The sequence below is a fragment of the Pontibacter sp. FD36 genome (assembly GCF_015686655.1).
GTDB lineage: Bacteria > Bacteroidota > Bacteroidia > Cytophagales > Hymenobacteraceae > Pontibacter.
Genome location: NZ_JADPMP010000001.1, coordinates 368,757 through 386,768, shown reverse-complemented (window position 1 = coordinate 386,768; position 18,012 = coordinate 368,757). Strand labels below are relative to the sequence as shown.

Below are 18,012 nucleotides of genomic sequence, written 5' to 3'. Positions count from 1 at the left end.
AATTGATTGTACAGTATAAGAAAAAAACAATCAACAATTTAACAATCAACGATTAAATCCATACCTTTGTGCCTTCAAAAATTTAACAAATTCATTTTTATGAAAACTTTAGAGATTATAGGGTTTAAAAGAGCAAATCTCGGTAAAGCACAGACGAAAGAGCTGCGCAATGAGTCTTATGTACCAGGTGTATTGTATGGCGGCGCTGAGCAAGTTCACTTCTACGCCCCAGCTATCCTGTTCAGAGACTTAGTTTATTCTCCAGAAGTATACGAAGTTGATCTGAATATCGAAGGCACGCACTACAGAGCGATCCTTCAGGACGTACAGTTCCACCCAGTAAACGAAATGCTGCTTCACGTTGACTTCCTGCAGCTGCAAGAAGACAAAGAAGTGAAAATCGACGTTCCTGTTAAGTTCGTTGGTAACTCTCCTGGTGTAATGGTAGGTGGTAAATTGGTAACTAAGCTGCGTAAGCTGAAAATCAAGGCCCTTCCAGCTAACCTTCCGGATTATATCGAGGTGAACATCTCTGACCTGGAGCTTGGCAAGTCTATCAAAGTAAGCAAGATTGCGAAAGGTGACTACGAGATCCTGACCAACCCACTTGCTCCGGTAGCAACTGTTACGATTCCACGTGCTCTTAAGAGCGCACAGGCTGAAGAAGCTCGCGGCGGTAAGAAATAATTACTGTTGCTTCAAAAGCATTCAAGATCCTGTCCTGCTCCGAGCAGGGCAGGATTTTTTGTTTCTCCTAAATGGCTAAATGGTTTAATTACTAAATTGTTGCCTGCTACACCAGATATGCGGTCCATATCCTCTCACCTTGGTGCACAGGCGTAAATTGGGTTTCCAGAATTTAAAACTGTAGCATTTAAAAATTTAACCATTGAGCAATTCACCTATTACAAAGCTAAAACAATGGCTGGGTCTTGGACAAGAGGCGGCAGCGAGCATTGAAGATACAAGTATGAAATACCTGATCGTGGGCCTTGGCAATATTGGCCCGGAATACGCGGAGACGCGTCACAACATCGGTTTTATGGTGCTGGACTACCTGGCGCAGAAATTTGATGCAAAGTTTGACACAGGCCGCCACTCCTTCGTGACCGAGATCAAGAGCAAGGGCCGCACCTATGTGCTGGTGAAACCCACCACTTACATGAACCTGAGCGGCAAGGCCGTGAGTCACTGGCTCAGCAACCTGAAACTGACACCAGATCAGATGATGGTGATCACCGACGACATTGCCCTGCCCTTTGGGAAGCTGCGCATCCGCGCCAAAGGCAGTGCAGGCGGGCACAATGGCTTGAAGCACATTGAGCAGACCCTGGGCCACAACAACTACCCACGTCTGCGCTTCGGTGTTGGCGACACTTTCCACAAGGGCAAGCAGGTGGATTATGTATTGAGCACGTTCAGTGACGATGAAAAGATCGACCTGCCAGGCATTATTGAAAAAGCAGCTGAGTCTGTGATCGCATTTGGCAGCATTGGGCTAGAGCGCACCATGAACCAGTATAACACCAAGTAAGCCTGCTACATGGTCGACTTCCTGCTGAGCCGCAAAACAGATTTTTACTTCTGGACAGGTATAGCGGTAGGTATGCTCACGATTGGCAATTTCGGAGTAGCCTATACCGAGGTCGACTATCCGCAGGGTTTATTTCTAGTGACGTTGGCTATTCTGCTATTAGTAGCTGGGACTCTAGCCATCTTCTACTTCCGGAGCCAAAGCAGAACGGATAGCCAACTGCAAGCAGGCTGCTTTGGCGGTATCGTCACGGCAATCGTGCTGTTCAATCTGGGCTATAACCTGCTTTGGGTGATTGTTTCCCTTATGGGTTAGCACAGTAAATAAATTAAGTAAAATCGAGGCATATCATGAAACGCCTGTTCCTTTTATACCGCAATGCTTTCGGAGGCCTCTCCCGTCCTGCCTGGATGATGTCGCTGGTGATGTTCATCAACCGGAGCGGGGCCATGGTAACGCCATTTCTGGCTGTATACCTGACTGAGGTACTGGACTATTCGCTCAAGGAGGCAGGTATGATCCTGAGTATCTATGGGCTCGGCTCGGTATGCGGTTCCTTTTTGGGTGGTTGGCTTACAGACCGGGTGGGCCACTTCAAGGTACAGTTTCTGAGCCTGACGGTTGGAGGCAGTTTGTACTTCCTGTTGCTCAATCTGCGGGAGTTTGAGTACATGGCGGCGGGAGTATTCATCCTCAGCCTGGTGAATGACACGCTGCGTCCGGCTAACTCGGTTTCTATCTCGTATTATGCCCGACCTGAGAATGTAACAAGAGCTTTCTCGCTCAACCGTATGGCGCTCAACCTGGGCTTTTCCATTGGGCCGGCACTGGGTGGGTTTCTGGCGGCTATCTCCTATCGGTGGCTGTTTATAGCAGATGGCATCACCTGTATTTCAGCAGGTATCTTCTTCTTCTTTTACTTCCGGAACCAGCAGGGGCATCGCCCGCAGCCGAGGAAGAAAGCTGAACAAACTGAACAGGCTATACCTGCCGAACGCTCGCCATACAGGGACGTGCCTTTTCTGCTGTTCACTGTTTTGTGCTGCAGCTTCGCCGCCATCTTCTTTCAGTTTATCACCACCCTGCCGCTTTATTACCGGCAGGTATACCAATTGTCTGAAACAGGTATAGGCAGCTTGTTGGCGTTCAACGGCTTTATCGTATTCATGCTGGAGATGATCGCCGTATACCTGATCGGTGACAAAGTGCGCAAGTCCGTGCTGATCGTGACAGGTATGCTGATGCTGGGGTTCTCGTTTATACTTTTGAATCTGAACATGGAGGTAAGCACCCTGTATGTGGCCATGTTCTTACTGAGCCTGTCCGAGATACTGGCGATGCCGTTTATGGCCACGATTACGGTGGAGCGCTCTACGGAGAATAACCGGGGCTCCTATATGGGCCTTTATACCATTTCTTACGCTGCAGCGCATGTGGTAGCGCCATACCTGGGTACCACCATCGCCTCCAAGTATGGCTTTGACACCCTGTGGTGGAGTGTGGGCGGATTGGCTGTGATCACGGCGGTAGGATTTTACTTCGTGGTGCAGTACATGGAGCGGGAGCGCCTTCGCAAGCAACCGATTGTGGCCTCCGGGGAAGCGGGTGTGATGGTAGGATAAAACCCGAGTACAGGTATAAAGCAAAAGCCCTTGCCTATCGAAACAGGCAAGGGCTTTTTATATGTTGGACAGGTATAGCTTAGCTCACCGTACCGCCATTTTTTACTTCTTTGCTTGGCTGCACAAAGGCAAGCGAACCATCTGCATTTTCGGCCATCAGGATCATGCCCTGGCTGGTAATGCCTTTGATCTCGCGCGGCGCCAGGTTCACCAGAATGCTCACCTGCTGCCCGATGATCTCATCCGGGTTGAAGAACTCGGCGATGCCGCTCACCACGGTGCGCTGATCTATACCTGTATCAATCTTCAGCTTCAGCAGTTTTTTGGTCTTCGCCACTTTCTCGGCCTCTATGATCGTACCGATACGGATATCGATCTTGGTGAAGTCTTCAAAAGTGATATTCTCCTTAGCTGGCTCCACAAAGGCATTGGCTGCTTCGTTGGCTTTCTTGGTGTCAAGGAGTTTCTGTACCTGGGCATCCACAGCCGCGTCTTCGATTTTCTCGAACATCAGCTCCGGCGTACCGATCACGTGGCCAGCCGGCAGCAGATCAGCAGCACCGGCAGCAGCCCACTTGCCAGGATTCATGCTCAGCATAGAGCGCAGTTTAGCAGCCGACTCTGGGAGGAAAGGCTCCATCAAAATGCTCAGACTGCCTGAGATCTGCAGCGCAATGTTCATGATGGTTTTCACGCGCTCCTCGTCTGTCTTGATCAGTTTCCAGGGCTCGGTGTCGGCCAGGTATTTGTTACCCAGGCGGGCCAGGTTCATCAGTTCGCTCAAGGCGTCGCGGAAGCGGTAGCGCTCGATGTAGGTGGCAATTACCATCGGCATACCTTCCAGTACACCCAGCACCTCTTTGTCGTAGTCCTGCAGCTCGCCACGGGCTGGCACTTCGCCGTTGTAGTACTTTTGGGTCAGCACCACAGCGCGGTTGATAAAGTTGCCCAGAATGGCTAACAGTTCGTTGTTGTTACGGGCCTGGTAGTCTTTCCACGTGAAATCGTTGTCTTTGCTTTCCGGTGCGTTGGCGCACAAGGTATAGCGCAGCACATCACCTTTGCCCGGAAACTCCTCCAGGTATTCGTGTAGCCACACGGCCCAGTTGCGGGACGTGGAGATCTTGTCGCCTTCCAGGTTCAGGAACTCATTGGCTGGCACGTTGTCAGGCAGCACGTAGTCGCCGTGTGCTTTGAGCATGCTCGGGAAGATGATGCAATGGAACACGATGTTGTCTTTGCCGATGAAATGTACCAGCTTCGACTCCGGGTCTTTCCAGTATTTCTCCCAGTCTGGCGTCAGGTCTTTGGTGGCAGAGATGTAACCGATCGGTGCATCAAACCACACGTAAAGCACTTTGCCTTCGGCACCTTCTACTGGCACGGGCACGCCCCAGTCGAGGTCGCGGGTAACGGCACGTGGCTGCAGTCCCTGGTCGATCCAGCTTTTGCACTGGCCGTACACGTTCGGCTTCCAGTCGCCTTTGTGGCCTTCCACGATCCATTCGCGCAGCCAGGGCTCGTACTCGTTCAGTGGCAGGTACCAGTGTTTGGTTTCGCGCATCACGGGCACTGCTCCACTCAGCGTGCTTTTCGGGTTGATCAGGTCGGTGGCGTTGAGGGAAGTTCCGCAGCTCTCGCACTGATCGCCGTAGGCGTTCTCGTTGCCGCACTTCGGGCAAGTACCCACGATATAGCGGTCAGCCAGGAATTGCTGTGCCTTCTCGTCGTAGTACTGCTGTGTGGTCTGCTCTATGAACTTACCGTCGTTATACAGTTTCTTGAAGAAGTCAGAAGCCGTTTCGTGGTGCGTTTGTGAAGAGGTGCGGGAGTAGATATCGAAGGATACGTTAAAATCCTCGAACGACTTCTTGATCAGTTCGTGGTACTTGTCCACGGCCTGCTGCGGCGTGATGCCCTCTTTCTTGGCGCGGATCGTGATTGGCACCCCGTGCTCGTCGGAGCCGCAGATGAATTTCACATCTCTGTCCTGCGAACGCAGGTAGCGCACATAGATGTCAGCCGGCAGGTATACGCCCGCCAGGTGACCGATGTGCACCGGACCGTTCGCGTAAGGCAACGCTGCCGTTACAGTATATCGTTTATAGTTTTCAGCCATAGTTCTCGTAAAAACGCAAATATACAAATACCGGCCGGATTGATAGGCTACACTGTCCCTATTCCAAAAAAATGGCAGGTATAAACTGACTAGCCCTTCACTTTTACGTAAACGGTAAACCGGCTATATCTGTATCATCAAGAACCCAATCACCTGAAGTATATGAAGAACAAAGATAATTTTCACGAAAAGAAAAATGACAGCGGCCATCTGGGCGAGGACAAGGACAGAAATAAAGTAAGCAAGAACCCTGCTCCCAAAGGCACTGACCGTGAGTCGGAGACCACACCACCCGGTAATGAAGTTTATGTAGACCTGGAGCCAGACGAACTGCACCTGGCCGATGAGGAAGATGAAGTGGAGGACGTGAGCGACCTGCGCAACAAAGACAAGGATAAAGACAAGAAGAATAAATAAACGAGAAGCGCTGCCTGGAAGGGCAGCGCTTCTCGTTTATACCTTAGTTATTATTACCGACTGGCGGCCTGGTAGGAAGTATACGCAGGACACGGTGCCGTGTGGAATCCACTGGGGCATGGGGCAGTTGCTGCGGCCTTACTTCGGGAGGCAGGTTAACCGGCGCATTCCGATCGTACTCTTCAATGTTGCGCTTGCGATTTATGTCGCTTGCCTGCTCATACATTTGCCTACGTACCGGATCACCTTCGCTTACTCTGACCCGCTGCGTATGACCAGGATCAGGCGCTAAAGTACCTCCCCCTCCTTCCGATAGCGAGGTACAGCTCATAGCCCCCAGCAGCACGATGCCCCCTATCCAGCTTCTATACCTTTTCATCTTGTTTCGTCTTAAAATAGTAAAATAAAGATGTCGGTTAAAACACCTTATACTATGTATACGGATGAAAAAGTATAAAAGAACGTACTCTTAATTATTATCCTTCAGGTTCTGCTGCCCGACCTGTGTGAGCATCAGGCCCTCAGGTGCCGGCGTCACCCAGGCGAGCTTGGCTAGATGATGCTCAGCCTCTTTCTGCACATCTTTGTATTTAGGGTAGCGTTCCTGCAGGTATGGGTATAGCTCCTGGTACGACAGCACGCTGCCAGCCTCTATGTTATGTTCCCTGAAGGCACCCATGATGCACTGCGCCACATTTTCTATATTATCCGCTTCGGAGTGTAGTTTGTTCATGTCTGTTGTCTCGTTAGTGTTGGATAGAAAATACGGGGTAAGAGAGTTAAGAGTTAAATAGTTTGAGAGTTATGAGTTTGGGATGATTGAAGGGCTAAATTGTTAAATGGTTAAATTGTTGGATGATTAAAGGGATTTGCAAGTACAGATCACGACCATTCCGAATCGTGCATTAGAATCCCAGCTGAGAGCAGAGGCAGGTTGACCAATCTCAGACAACATCCTAACCATCAATAATTTAACAATTAAACCTACTCCGCTTTCTTAAACCCTAACGCTACCGAGTTGAGGCAGTAACGCAGTCCGGTTGGCTTAGGTCCGTCGTCGAATACATGTCCTAAGTGTCCGCCGCAGCGACCGCAGACAACTTCGGTGCGCACCATGCCCATGCTACGGTCAGCTACTTCACGCACATTTTTGCTGGAGATCGGTTTAAAGAAACTTGGCCAGCCGGTGCCGGAGTCGAACTTGGTGTCAGAGGCGAATACTTCATTACCGCAGGCAGCACAGGTATAGACGCCTTTTTCTTTATGATCATTGTACTTTCCACTGAAAGCCCGCTCTGTTCCTTTCTTGCGCAGTACATAGTATTGCTCAGGTGTAAGCTGCTTTTTCCATTCCGCTTCGGTTTTGTTGATCTCGTAGCTTTGCTTTGATTTCTTTGAGTTGCCGTTTTGGGAGGCACTTACATCCTCCGATCCTGCCACAATGGCTTCAGAATCGGTGATAGGCTGGTCCTGTTGTCCGCAGGCGGGTAGGCTCAGCAGCAACAGCAAGGTATAGATATAAAACATTTTCATACAGTTGTTTACGTAGTACAAGAGCAAAAAACAGGCCTCTTTTGATTATTTTATACCTAATTGAACAAAGCCAGCACACATAATGTTTGCTCCATAACCTTAGTCATCGTGCTGAGAGAGAAGATTTAATAATTACCTAACCTGTTTATTTCGAGCGGACTACTATAAATGCGAAGGCTTTTTCATACCTTTGCACCTCGAAAAATCAATTCAATGCAAAATATTCGAAATATCGCGATTATCGCACACGTAGACCACGGCAAGACAACGCTCGTGGACAAGATCATCCACGCTTCAAAGCTATTTGCTGACCACCAGCACTTTGACGACCTCATTCTGGACAACAATGACCTGGAGCGCGAGCGCGGTATCACGATCGTTTCCAAGAACGTATCGGTTCGTTACAAGGATGTTAAGATCAACATCATCGACACACCTGGTCACGCCGACTTCGGCGGTGAGGTAGAGCGTGTACTCAAGATGGCTGATGGTGTACTCCTTTTGGTGGATGCCTTCGAAGGTGCCATGCCACAGACACGTTTCGTATTGGGCAAAGCGATTCAGCTGGGCCTGAAGCCGATCGTAGTAGTAAACAAAGTAGACAAAGAAAACTGCCGTCCTGATGAAGTGCACGAGCAGGTGTTCGACCTGATGTTCAACCTGGAGGCTACAGAAGACCAGCTGGACTTCACGACGCTTTACGGTTCTTCGAAGCAGGGTTGGATGAGCACTGACTGGACGCAGCCAACTGATAACATCACGCCACTGCTGGATGCTATCATTGATGTGATCCCTGCCGCTCCATTCCGTGAAGGAACGCCGCAAATGCAGATCACTTCACTTGACTACTCTTCTTTCGTAGGACGTATCGCTATCGGTCGTGTGCACCGTGGTACGCTGAAAGAAGGTATGCCGATTAGCTTGATGAAGGCAGATGGTAGCATTAAGAAAGGTCGTATCAAAGAACTTCAGGTTTTTGAAGGCCTTGGCAAGAAAACGGTACAGGAAGTATCTGCCGGCGAGATTTGCGCTGTGACAGGTATAGAGGGCTTCGACATTGGTGATACTATCGCTGATGCAGAGAACCCTGAGGCAATGGAGCGTATCTCTATTGACGAGCCTACCATGAACATGCTCTTCACGATCAATAACTCTCCTTTCTTCGGTAAAGAGGGCAAGTTCGTGACATCGCGCCACCTGCGTGACCGCCTGTTCAAAGAAACTGAGAAAAACCTGGCCCTGCGCGTACAGGAAACCGACCGTGAAGACACCTTCCTGGTATTTGGTCGTGGTATCCTTCACTTGTCAGTACTGATCGAAACGATGCGTCGTGAAGGTTACGAACTGCAGGTTGGTCAGCCACAGGTAATTTATAAAGAAATCGATGGTCAGCGCCACGAGCCAATCGAGCACCTGGTAGTAGACGTGCCGGAAGAAACTGCTGGTAAGGTAATCGAGCTGGTATCGATGCGTAAAGGTGAACTGACGATCATGGAGCCAAAAGGCGACCTACAGCACCTGGAGTTCAACATCCCAGCCCGCGGTCTGATCGGCCTGCGTAACAACGTGCTGACGGCCACTGCTGGTGAGGCGATCATGAACCACCGCTTCCTGGCCTACGAGCCGTACAAAGGTGCTATACCTGGCCGTAACAACGGTTCTATCATCTCAATGGAAACAGGTCCTGGTACTGCTTACTCTATCGACAAACTGCAGGACAGAGGTGTATTCTTCGTTGATCCGGGTGTAGATGTATACATGGGTCAGGTAATCGGTGAGCACAACCGCCAGAACGATATCACGGTGAACATCCAGAAGGGCAAGAAGCTGACGAACATGCGTGCTTCTGGTTCTGACGACAACACCAAGATCGCTCCTGCTAAGAACTTCTCGCTGGAAGAAGCCATGGAATACATCCAGAAGGATGAGTACCTGGAAGTGACGCCAAAGAGCCTGCGTATGCGTAAGATCTACCTCGACGAGAACGAGCGTAACCGCATGAGCAAGAAAGAAGAAGTAGCGTAGGTATAGCCTATCCTCATTAATTAAAGCCCCGACCGGTATATCTGGTCGGGGCTTTTTGTTTTAGAGGTTCGTAAAGCATTAAGTTTAAGGCACATTGACTATCCGAAAGCAACCGAGCTCTTCCAGACACAGAATAGCCATACCTGCTTTGGCATGCCGTACCTTATACCATCTAAATCAAACTTGATGAGGAAATTACTCCTTTTACTATCCCTGGCTAGCTGCACTTTCTTAGTAAATGCTCATACGACATTGTCTGAAGGTCATAAAAAATCCATTTTTATTGAAGGCTTTGGGCAGGGGCTGCATGCATCTGTAAACTATGACAAGCGGACCAATGTCTTCAACATCACTTCAGCTACACACATTTGCTTCCCTGACAGAAGCTAGTCTCAGTACGCTAGTACCTAATGTAGAGATTAACCAAACGCCCGATGATTTCAACGCAGTAAAAAACACAAGATTAAATCGGGGAACAGAGCTTTCAGAGAAAGAGACAAAAGACCGATAGTCCACAAAAGCATGCCATCCTGATAGCATGCTTTTGTACTAAAATCTGGTTTGTACCATATATCATTCGTCTGCCTGTAAACATTAACGCTGATTTACGTTAGATAGGCAGACAAATTTGATAACATACTCTGCATGAAAAGCTACTACCTGCACGTTTTATCACTCACGTGCATTGTTCTATTTTCTTCGGGTTGTGCCCGCAAGAATTTCTTCGCTAAAACACCCGTTGTTGACCAGGACCGCTATCAGCAGCTGAAGGCTGCTTCCCCTACTGATGTAGACAGTGTAACCGTGATGGCTGGCCAGCACTACAAGCGCACTGGATTTCACAATTTCTTCTGGGGCAAGCATTACCGCGACGTATGGGCCACTCCCGTTACTGTCAAGGTGTTTGATATGAAAACAGCCAAGGGCGGGCTCTCCATCGAAAAGCTCGGGGGAGGCATGCAGACCACCAGCCTTACCTTGATAGATGACAATGGCTTTACCTACGCCCTGCGTTCCCTGGACAAAGACCCGGCCGGTATACTGCCCAAGTTCTGGCGCAATACCTTTGTTGCTGATGTGCTCCGCGACCAGACCTCAGCCATAAACCCCTATGCCGCTATTGTGCTGCCTACCATGGCAGAGGCTGCGGGTATAGCACACTCCAAGCCCGAATTGGTTTATGTGCTCCCCAACGACACTACTTTCGGCCAGTACAGTGACCGGTTTCAGGATGGCGTGTTTATGATCGAGGAAAAATATGACAGCGAACGCACCATTACGCCTATGCTTGGCGATGCGACTGATATTGCCGGCTCCAAAAAGATGCTGAGAAAGCGGTTCGGAGACGATGATCACTTTATCGATCAGCGCGAATTTGCCCGTGCCCGTCTTTTCGACTTGTTCATCAATGACTGGGACCGCCACGCAGGCCAGTGGGAATGGGCAGTATATGACGACGGCAATAACAAGCACTACCGGGCTATTCCGAAAGACCGTGACAATGCCTTCTTTAAGTTTGATGACGGTGTCATTACCTGGCTGTTTAGCCGTAAGTGGGCCATACGTAAGTTCGAGTCCTTCGATCCAAAGTATAAGGATGTGTATGCTTTGATGATGAATGCTACTTTCATCGACAGCCGCGGTCTAAATGAACTTACCCTACAGGACTACCAGGACCTGGCTGCTGAGCTGCAGGCCGCATTAACGGATGAGGTAATCGAAAGGGCTGTCAGGCAGTTCCCGCCCAAGGTATACGCACAGATCGGGGAGCAAACCATTCGCACCCTGAAGAGTCGTCGCGACCTGTTACCCCAGGCAGCGCGGGAGTTTTACATGCACCTGGCCAAAGATCCGCTTGTGGTAGGCACTGACAAGGAGGAACGCTTTGAAGTAGAGCGCCTGAACGACGAAGAAACATCTGTAAAAGTGACACGCTTGTCAGACGACAAGCAGGTATACCACCGAGTATTCAAGCGCAGCGAAACAAAGCAGATCTCGCTGTACGGTCTGGCTGAGGATGATGAGTTTGAGGTGAGTGGCGAAGTGAATAAGGGCATCCGTGTAGTGATTGTGGGTGGCCGCGGTGAAGATGAAATAAAGGACAAATCGCGGGTGAACAGCTGGCGCCGGAAAACAATTGTGTATGACACCAAACGTGGCAACGAGATAGAATTTGGACCTGAGACGGTAGACAAAACCACCCGCGATGTGAGAGTACATGCTTTTGACAGGGAAGGGAACAAATAAGTAAACCAGCACCACCAGCCCACGAACTTACCAACACCCATGCGCCCCTCCTACCACCGGTTACCATTCCTGATCAGTCTATTATCTGCGATGCTTGTTAGCGGCTGCATCGGCAACAAGTATACGCATAGCCTGCAGCAGGTTCCACCCCCGTCTCAATCAACAGCAGGTATACCTGACTACAGTGATAGCACCGTGACAGTAGCTGTGGGCGAACACTATGGTCGCAGCCGCCTGCACACGTTCTTCTATGGCAAGCACTACCGCCCCGCCTGGACTGTTCCTGTCTCTTTCCGTGTGCTTGACCTGGGCACTGAAAAAGGGGGCCTGACACCAACACAGCAAGGTGGTAGCCGACAGACAATGAACCTTCGCCTCGAGAACCCGGAGGGTAAAGAGTACGTGCTCCGCTCTGTTGACAAAGATCCCGCCACTGCCCTGCCCGAAAGGTGGCAGCAAAGCTATGCGGCTAACATCATACGGGATGCCACTTCGGCTACGCACCCTTATGCCGCTATCGTGCTGCCACCCATGGCCGAGGCCATCGGCATACACCACACGAAGCCAGAACTGGTCTACATACCGCACGATCCCAGACTAGGTGAGTACCTGGAAAACTTCGGCGGCATGGTTGCCCTGTTTGAGATCAGACCTGATGATGACCTGTCTGATGAGCCAGGTATGGGAAGCTCTGAGAATATTAAAAGCACCAGGGCCATGCTCAAGGACCGCTTTTTTGAGAACAATAGTGATATAGACGCCCGATACTACCTGCGGGCCCGCCTCTTCGACATGCTGATCGGTGACTGGAGCCGACATGAAGACAACTGGCGCTGGGCGCAGTATAAGCAGAACGGTGTAAAGGTATACCAGGCCGTGCCCCGTGACCGTGACAATGTGTTTTTAAGCTCAATGATGCGATCATCCCCTGGCTCTTTATGCGCACTGGTCTTAAGAAGCACTTTCAGACTTACAGCGATAACCTGACAAACCTGGATGACCTGAACAGAAGCGGGCGCAACCTGGATGAAACCATACTCGCCGGCCTCACATACCAGGACTGGACAGAAGTAGCAGACAGCGTCAGTAGTGCGCTAACAGATGAAGTGATCGAGCAGTCTTTCCGGCAAATGCCCGACACCATTTATCAACTCACAGCGTCTCCCATTATGAACCAACTAAAGTCTCGCCGGGACAAGCTGGGCAAATCAGTTCAAAAATATTACAAGAGTTTAATGAGGGAAGCCGTTGTGGTTGGGTCTGACAAGCACGAGCGCTTTGAAATAGAGGTGCTGTCTGCAAACGAAGTGCGGGTTCAGGTATACAAGACCAAGAAAGATGGCGAAGAGCGAAGACAGCTCTTTGACCGTATATTTCAGGCCAAGGACACAAAAGAGATACACCTGTACGGCCTCAACGGCAATGACGAGTTTGTAGTGAAGGGGGAAGTGCGGCCTAAGATAAAAATCAGGATATGGGGCGGCGCCGGGGAAGATAGCTATACCGTAAAAGGAAGCAAGCCCATGGCCCGTCGCATTAGGATAGAGGACACGGAATACCGCAACACTTATGACCTGAGCAAAGGTACCCGCCAAAAAACAGAGCAGAGTCCTGCCGCTAACCAGTTTGACGCAGAGGGATGGCTGTTGCGCTATTACCTTGACTAGCGGACAACTGGGCACAAAAAAGGAGCCGGCTAGGTATAGCCGGCTCCTTTTTTGTGTTTTATAGATTAATCTTCCTTACCTGTTTTGTTTTGGGATCCCTGGCTTCCGCCACCGCTGCCGCTTCGGCTACCTGTACGGTTATCTTTGTCTTTGGCTCCCCAGGCTCCCTGGCCCTGTTGCTGGCTGGCCGTGGCCTTTGTGCCATCCGTGCCCAGGTCTACTGCTCCTTTGTGGTTTGCCTCATTTGAAAACTCGTCTGGCATTGGCTGCGAGTTCGCGTTACTGTCAGGTTTCTGTCTGTTCTGGTTATCTTTGTTATTAGCCATATCTCTTCTGTTTTTCTTCAACTCAGGTCCGCAACTCTTACGGACGTTTCCCTTGTAGGTACGATTGCCCGCAAGGGTGGGTTGTCGAAGAAGAGGGCTACAGCTGCTTGTTCAGCACCGTGGCAGATGCCTGTGCAGCCGGTAAGATAAGCACTTCAGCGATGTTCACATGGGCAGGACGCGTCACCATAAAGGTGATCAGGTCAGCAATATCATCTGCACGAAGTGGCTCATAGCCCTGGTAAACACCGGCAGCACGTTCTCTGTCGCCTTTAAAGCGCACCTCAGAGAACTCCGTCTCTACCAGGCCTGGGTTCACTTCCGATACTTTAATACCTTCCTGTATCAGGTCAATGCGCATTCCTTTGGAGATGGCGTCTACCGCAAATTTAGAAGCACAGTACACGTTGCCATTGGCATACACCTCTTTGCCAGCAATAGACCCAATGTTGATAATATGGCCCTTTTTGCGGTTGAGCATCAGGGGGAGTACAGCGTGAGTTACATAGAGCAGCCCCTTCACATTGATATCGAGCATGGCGTCCCAGTCGGCTATGTTGCCGCTCTGTACCGGCGCCAGACCGTGGGCATTACCGGCATTGTTTACCAGCACGTCTATACCTTTCCAGTCGGCAGGCAGGCTACTGATAGCCTCTTGCACGGCCTCACGGTCGCGCACATCAAAAGCTAGCGTATGCACCGGCACCTCCGTGATCTGCTCTTTTAGCTCTTGCAGGCGCTCTGCCCTACGACCAGTTGCAATGATGTGATAGCCTGCTTTGGCCAGAGCAAACGCCGTAGCACGGCCTATACCTGATGTAGCTCCTGTTACAAGTGCAATGCGTGCCATGTTATTCGAAGTGGAAGATTAAGGAAACGTTTCGGGTAGTCATTCTGTCGATCAGCGGACTGTACTCTCCACCAGCAGTACTTTTCTGGTCCATTAGTCCGTGAGAGTAACGCAGCTCAGGTGCAAACTTAAAGAATGGATAAAAGATATCCAGCCCCACGCCATACTCTACAGATAAGTCGTTGCGGTTAACCTGCAGCAGGTTGCCATTCTGCGTATGGGTTGTATTCCCCAGCATACGGCTGGCTTTTACACCACCCACCATGTACATCCTGAAGTTGCCGCGACGTTTCGCTCTGTATTTGAGCAACAGGGGCAGCTCGATCACTGGTGAGGCAAATGTAGTGTTATCGAAGTTGCCGCCTTCTTCACCTTCCACGTTTCTTTCAAAGTCAATGCTGCGGCCATAGAAGCCCACACCAGGTACGAAACGGGCATCCAGGTATTCAAACAGGCGCACGTTCAACACCAGACCAGGATAAAATCCCAGGCTGTTCATCGTGTTTACTTTCGTGCCGTTAGTAATTTGATCCACATAAGCCTGTGAATGCTCAATGTAGTACTTCGAATAAGACATACCCAGGTAAAATCCGTAGTGTATGCGCTTTTCGTCATAGCCTGGTTTGTTTTCGCCCATTACTTTCTGGTTCTGAGCCTGTACCTGCGTGGTACCTGCCATCAAAACAAAAAGAAGTACCGCAAAACTTATTTTTTGCCGGTGTAGATAGAGCTGATGCCAAATGTGAGTGAATGCCATTTTGTTTGTTTAAAGCCAACTTCTTCAAAGATACTCAGGAATTCCCTGCCGTCCGGGAAAGCCTGCACTGACTCGGGCAGGTAGGTATAGGCGGCACGGTCCTTAGAAACGAATTTACCTACCATCGGTAGTATATTCTTAAAATAAAATTGATACAGCTGTTTCATCGGGAAGCTCTGCGGCTTGGAAAACTCCAGCACCACGGCTGTACCGCCCGGCTTGAGCACACGTCGCATCTCCGACAGGCCCTGCTTCAGGTTTTCGAAGTTACGCACCCCAAACGCTACCGTGATCGCATCGAAACTATTGTCCTCAAACGGCAGGTTCTCGGAATCACCGTACCGTAGCTCGATCTTATTTGTCAGTCCTTTGCGCTTCAGCTTTTCACGCCCCACGGCCAGCATCCCTTCCGAAATGTCAACACCCGTAATTTTATCAGGGTTGAGGCTCAGTGCTTCAATCGCAAAATCGGCTGTGCCAGTTGCAATATCCAGCATTTGCTTTGGCTTCTCGGCTTTGAGCAGGCTCACGGCCTTTTTGCGCCAAACGATGTCGATGCCAGCACTCAGGAAGTGGTTCAGAAAATCGTATTTGCCCGCAATGTTGTCAAACATCTGCGCAACCTGCGATTTCTTGTCGTTATTCTGGTCTTTGTAGGGTACTACCGCCATGGGTTATGCTTATGTAATAAAAGAACAAAAATACTGTACCTGTAACTATTATGCACAGTATATGTTCCATTATTATAAAAAAACAGGCTGAGCGTGTGCCCAGCCTGTTTTTTTATTTATTCAGCATGATTGCTCAGGTTAGTTTACAGGCACTTCCTGCTGTGTATCCTGGCGCTGGATGATTCTGAACTCAGTTCTTCTGTTCAGCTGCATGTTAGCAGAAGAGTTGTTTGGCGCTGTAGGACGGCGCTCACCGTAGCTTACAGTTACCAGTCTGCGCGGAGAGATGCCCTGCTGCACCAGGTAATCGAAGGCAGCGTTGGCACGGTTTTCACCGAGTGTCATGTTATATTGTTCACTTGCACGTGAGTCAGTATGACCTTCGATGCTTACGTTCACATTAGGGTTGGCTTTCATGAAGGCTGCCACGGCATCCAGCTCACGAATAGACTCAGCACGCAGTTCGTACTTGTCGGTGTCGTAGTAGATGTTCTTGAACTCCATGGTAGCGGCCTTGTCTGTAGTTGTGCCTCTGTCTGCCAACGTAGGTGCTGAAGTTACACGGGTAGTGTCATCACCGAAGTCGATGTAGAAGTTCTGCTCAAACGTTGTAGTATCGTTCAATGACATCGGCATTTCGAATGCTTCTGTTTTCAGCACCTCGCCGTCTTTGGAAATCTCTACCTGGTAAGTACGGCCAGAAAGGATGCGCAGGTCATACAGACCGTCTTCCTGCTTGGTCACATCACGGTAAGAGATCGGACGCTTGTCAGCCTGCTGACCGTTGAAAACAAGCTCCAGGCCAGGTATAGCCAGGCTGTCGTTAGAAGCATATACACGACCCGTCACACGGGCAGCACGGATGTAGTTGATGGTGTAGATATCCTTTTCACCGTAACCACCAATGCGGTAAGAAGACAGGTATGCGTAGCTTCCGTCTGGGCTCAGGCGGTAGTAGGTATCATCGTCTGGTGTGTTTACCGGGTAACCCAGGTTCTCGGGACGAGCGAAACGCTTGGCCACTGAGTCATATTTGGCCACGAAGATGTCATATCCACCCATGGTGTTGTGACCGCGTGATGCAAAGTAAAGCGATCCGTCAGCAGCCATGTACGGGCTGTCGTCATCAAATTTGGTGTTGATAGCGGCACCTACGTTGCGTGGCTTGCCCCACTCACCGTTGCGCTGACGCTGCGATACGTAGATATCCAGGTCACCGTCTTCAGAGTAGTGGCTGGTTGAGAAGTACAGGCGCTGGTTGTCTGGCGTAATGAAAGCATCAGACTCAAAGTCAGCTGTGTTGATGTTAGAACCAATGCTCTTGGCATCGCCCCATGAACCATCCGCCTGACGCTCTGAGTACATGATGTCACCGTTGTTTACAGAACGGTACAGCAGCATTTTGGTATCGTTGTCGAACAGCTGGATAGAAGCATCGTGGCCAGAGCTCTTCAGGTTACCAGCGATAGAGCGTGGCTGCTCCCACTCGTCACCCTGGATACGGCGTGTCTCGTAGATATCTTCAAAGTACTCACCATCAGAAGCTTTAGAGCCACTCTGGTTGTTACCGGCACTACGCGACGTGAACAACAGATAGTTGTCATCAGAAGAGATTACCGGGCTGTGCTCAGAGAACTCAGAGTTTACCACACCACCCAGGTTCTTTACAAAGATGTCTTTCGGGTTAGCAACCTCTTTCTGTGCGTTGCGGCTCTGCTGAATCAGCATGGCCACTTCCTCACGACGCCAGTCATCACGCTTACGGATATTCGGGATATACGCCTGGTAATGCTTGATGGCATCGTCGAAACGGTAGTTGATGTGGTTGATACGGCCCAGCCAGTACTCAATATCACGGTCAACGTTAGGCTTTACAGACTGTGCTTTGTTGATGTATTCTGCTGCTTTCTCCTTATCGAAAGTCATGTAGCTGATACCCGCAAAGTAGAGGGCTTCAGCGTTGTTTGGGTCATTGGCCAGCACTTGCTCATAATATGGCAGGGCAGCGCGGTAGTTTTCACGGTCAAAAAATTTGTTTCCAGTCCGTACCAGCTTTCTGTTGCTCTGTGCGTCTACTGTGTAAGCACTCACACAGGTAACCGCCAGCGCTAATGAAAGCCGTGAAAATAATTTGGCTAAATTATTCATGCTGTAAAGGGTTTGTTATACTTATTGATTGTATGGAAATATGTGTTAATCTTTTCTTGAAGAACGTAGTAAAGGTTTCTCCGCCCAATTGATCTG

General features: G+C 49.9%; 18 protein-coding genes. 9 read left to right on the top strand and 9 right to left on the bottom strand.

Features of this window, described 5'->3' with window-relative positions; translation table 11 throughout:
• Positions 1-99 precede the first annotated feature (99 nt).
• From I0P70_RS01710 to I0P70_RS01695, 4 genes are all read left to right on the top strand, one after another.
• Entirely contained in the window at positions 100-687 is a 588-nt protein-coding gene (locus I0P70_RS01710) for a 50S ribosomal protein L25/general stress protein Ctc (RefSeq protein ID WP_196114475.1), read from the top strand.
• A gap of 283 nt (positions 688-970) precedes the next feature.
• On the top strand, positions 971-1,534 hold the full coding sequence (pth, locus tag I0P70_RS01705) for an aminoacyl-tRNA hydrolase (RefSeq protein WP_196114474.1): 564 nt from the start codon (positions 971-973) through the stop codon (positions 1,532-1,534).
• Between the two features lie 9 nt (positions 1,535-1,543).
• Positions 1,544-1,849, top strand: a complete 306-nt coding sequence (locus I0P70_RS01700; RefSeq protein WP_196114473.1) for a hypothetical protein — start codon at positions 1,544-1,546, stop codon at positions 1,847-1,849.
• A gap of 35 nt (positions 1,850-1,884) precedes the next feature.
• Complete coding sequence (locus I0P70_RS01695) at positions 1,885-3,156, top strand: MFS transporter (RefSeq protein ID WP_196114472.1); 1,272 nt, start codon at positions 1,885-1,887, stop codon at positions 3,154-3,156.
• A 79-nt stretch (positions 3,157-3,235) separates the two neighbouring features.
• On the opposite strand, the gene metG is transcribed toward I0P70_RS01695, so the two are convergent.
• Positions 3,236-5,275, bottom strand: coding sequence for a methionine--tRNA ligase (gene metG / locus I0P70_RS01690; protein WP_196114471.1), 2,040 nt, complete (start codon positions 5,273-5,275; stop codon positions 3,236-3,238).
• 162 nt (positions 5,276-5,437) lie between these two features.
• Here metG and I0P70_RS01685 point away from each other — a divergent pair, with 162 nt between their 5' ends.
• Positions 5,438-5,692: a hypothetical protein gene (locus I0P70_RS01685; RefSeq protein WP_196114470.1), complete on the top strand. Its 255-nt coding sequence runs from the start codon at positions 5,438-5,440 to the stop codon at positions 5,690-5,692.
• A gap of 43 nt (positions 5,693-5,735) precedes the next feature.
• Here I0P70_RS01685 and I0P70_RS01680 read toward each other — a convergent pair whose 3' ends face one another.
• The 3 genes from I0P70_RS01680 to msrB all read right to left on the bottom strand — a co-directional run bounded on the left by I0P70_RS01680 (position 5,736) and on the right by msrB (position 7,225).
• Complete coding sequence (locus tag I0P70_RS01680; RefSeq protein WP_196114469.1) at positions 5,736-6,071, bottom strand: hypothetical protein; 336 nt, start codon at positions 6,069-6,071, stop codon at positions 5,736-5,738.
• Between the two features lie 90 nt (positions 6,072-6,161).
• Complete coding sequence (locus I0P70_RS01675) at positions 6,162-6,425, bottom strand: hypothetical protein (protein ID WP_230391930.1); 264 nt, start codon at positions 6,423-6,425, stop codon at positions 6,162-6,164.
• Positions 6,426-6,676: 251 nt separating this feature from the next.
• Positions 6,677-7,225: a peptide-methionine (R)-S-oxide reductase MsrB gene (gene msrB, locus I0P70_RS01670; protein ID WP_196114468.1), complete on the bottom strand. Its 549-nt coding sequence runs from the start codon at positions 7,223-7,225 to the stop codon at positions 6,677-6,679.
• 213 nt (positions 7,226-7,438) lie between these two features.
• Here msrB and typA point away from each other — a divergent pair, with 213 nt between their 5' ends.
• The 4 genes from typA to I0P70_RS01650 all read left to right on the top strand — a co-directional run bounded on the left by typA (position 7,439) and on the right by I0P70_RS01650 (position 13,164).
• Complete coding sequence (gene typA, locus I0P70_RS01665; protein ID WP_196114467.1) at positions 7,439-9,250, top strand: translational GTPase TypA; 1,812 nt, start codon at positions 7,439-7,441, stop codon at positions 9,248-9,250.
• A 645-nt stretch (positions 9,251-9,895) separates the two neighbouring features.
• Entirely contained in the window at positions 9,896-11,497 is a 1,602-nt protein-coding gene (locus I0P70_RS01660; RefSeq protein WP_196114466.1) for a hypothetical protein, read from the top strand.
• Between the two features lie 39 nt (positions 11,498-11,536).
• On the top strand, positions 11,537-12,484 hold the full coding sequence (locus I0P70_RS01655; RefSeq protein ID WP_196114465.1) for a hypothetical protein: 948 nt from the start codon (positions 11,537-11,539) through the stop codon (positions 12,482-12,484).
• Positions 12,436-13,164 carry a hypothetical protein gene (locus I0P70_RS01650; protein ID WP_196114464.1) on the top strand — a complete coding sequence of 243 codons (729 nt, stop codon included), beginning with the start codon at positions 12,436-12,438 and terminating at the stop codon, positions 13,162-13,164. The genes I0P70_RS01655 and I0P70_RS01650 overlap by 49 nt, the downstream gene beginning before the upstream one ends.
• Before the next feature lie 65 nt (positions 13,165-13,229).
• Here the strand turns inward: I0P70_RS01650 and I0P70_RS01645 are convergent, their stop codons facing one another.
• The 5 genes from I0P70_RS01645 to I0P70_RS01625 all read right to left on the bottom strand — a co-directional run bounded on the left by I0P70_RS01645 (position 13,230) and on the right by I0P70_RS01625 (position 17,916).
• On the bottom strand, positions 13,230-13,490 hold the full coding sequence (locus tag I0P70_RS01645; RefSeq protein WP_196114463.1) for a hypothetical protein: 261 nt from the start codon (positions 13,488-13,490) through the stop codon (positions 13,230-13,232).
• A 97-nt stretch (positions 13,491-13,587) separates the two neighbouring features.
• Positions 13,588-14,340: an SDR family NAD(P)-dependent oxidoreductase gene (locus tag I0P70_RS01640; protein WP_196114462.1), complete on the bottom strand. Its 753-nt coding sequence runs from the start codon at positions 14,338-14,340 to the stop codon at positions 13,588-13,590.
• Between the two features lies 1 nt (position 14,341).
• Complete coding sequence (locus I0P70_RS01635) at positions 14,342-15,097, bottom strand: porin family protein (protein WP_230391929.1); 756 nt, start codon at positions 15,095-15,097, stop codon at positions 14,342-14,344.
• The gene (gene ubiE / locus I0P70_RS01630; protein ID WP_007658259.1) at positions 15,046-15,768 is read right to left on the bottom strand and encodes a bifunctional demethylmenaquinone methyltransferase/2-methoxy-6-polyprenyl-1,4-benzoquinol methylase UbiE; all 723 of its coding nucleotides are present in this window, start codon (positions 15,766-15,768) and stop codon (positions 15,046-15,048) included. Before ubiE ends, I0P70_RS01635 begins: the two co-directional genes overlap by 52 nt.
• Before the next feature lie 138 nt (positions 15,769-15,906).
• A complete protein-coding gene (locus I0P70_RS01625) occupies positions 15,907-17,916 on the bottom strand; it encodes an OmpA family protein (RefSeq protein ID WP_196114461.1) in 2,010 nt (669 codons plus the stop codon).
• Positions 17,917-18,012 lie beyond the last annotated feature (96 nt).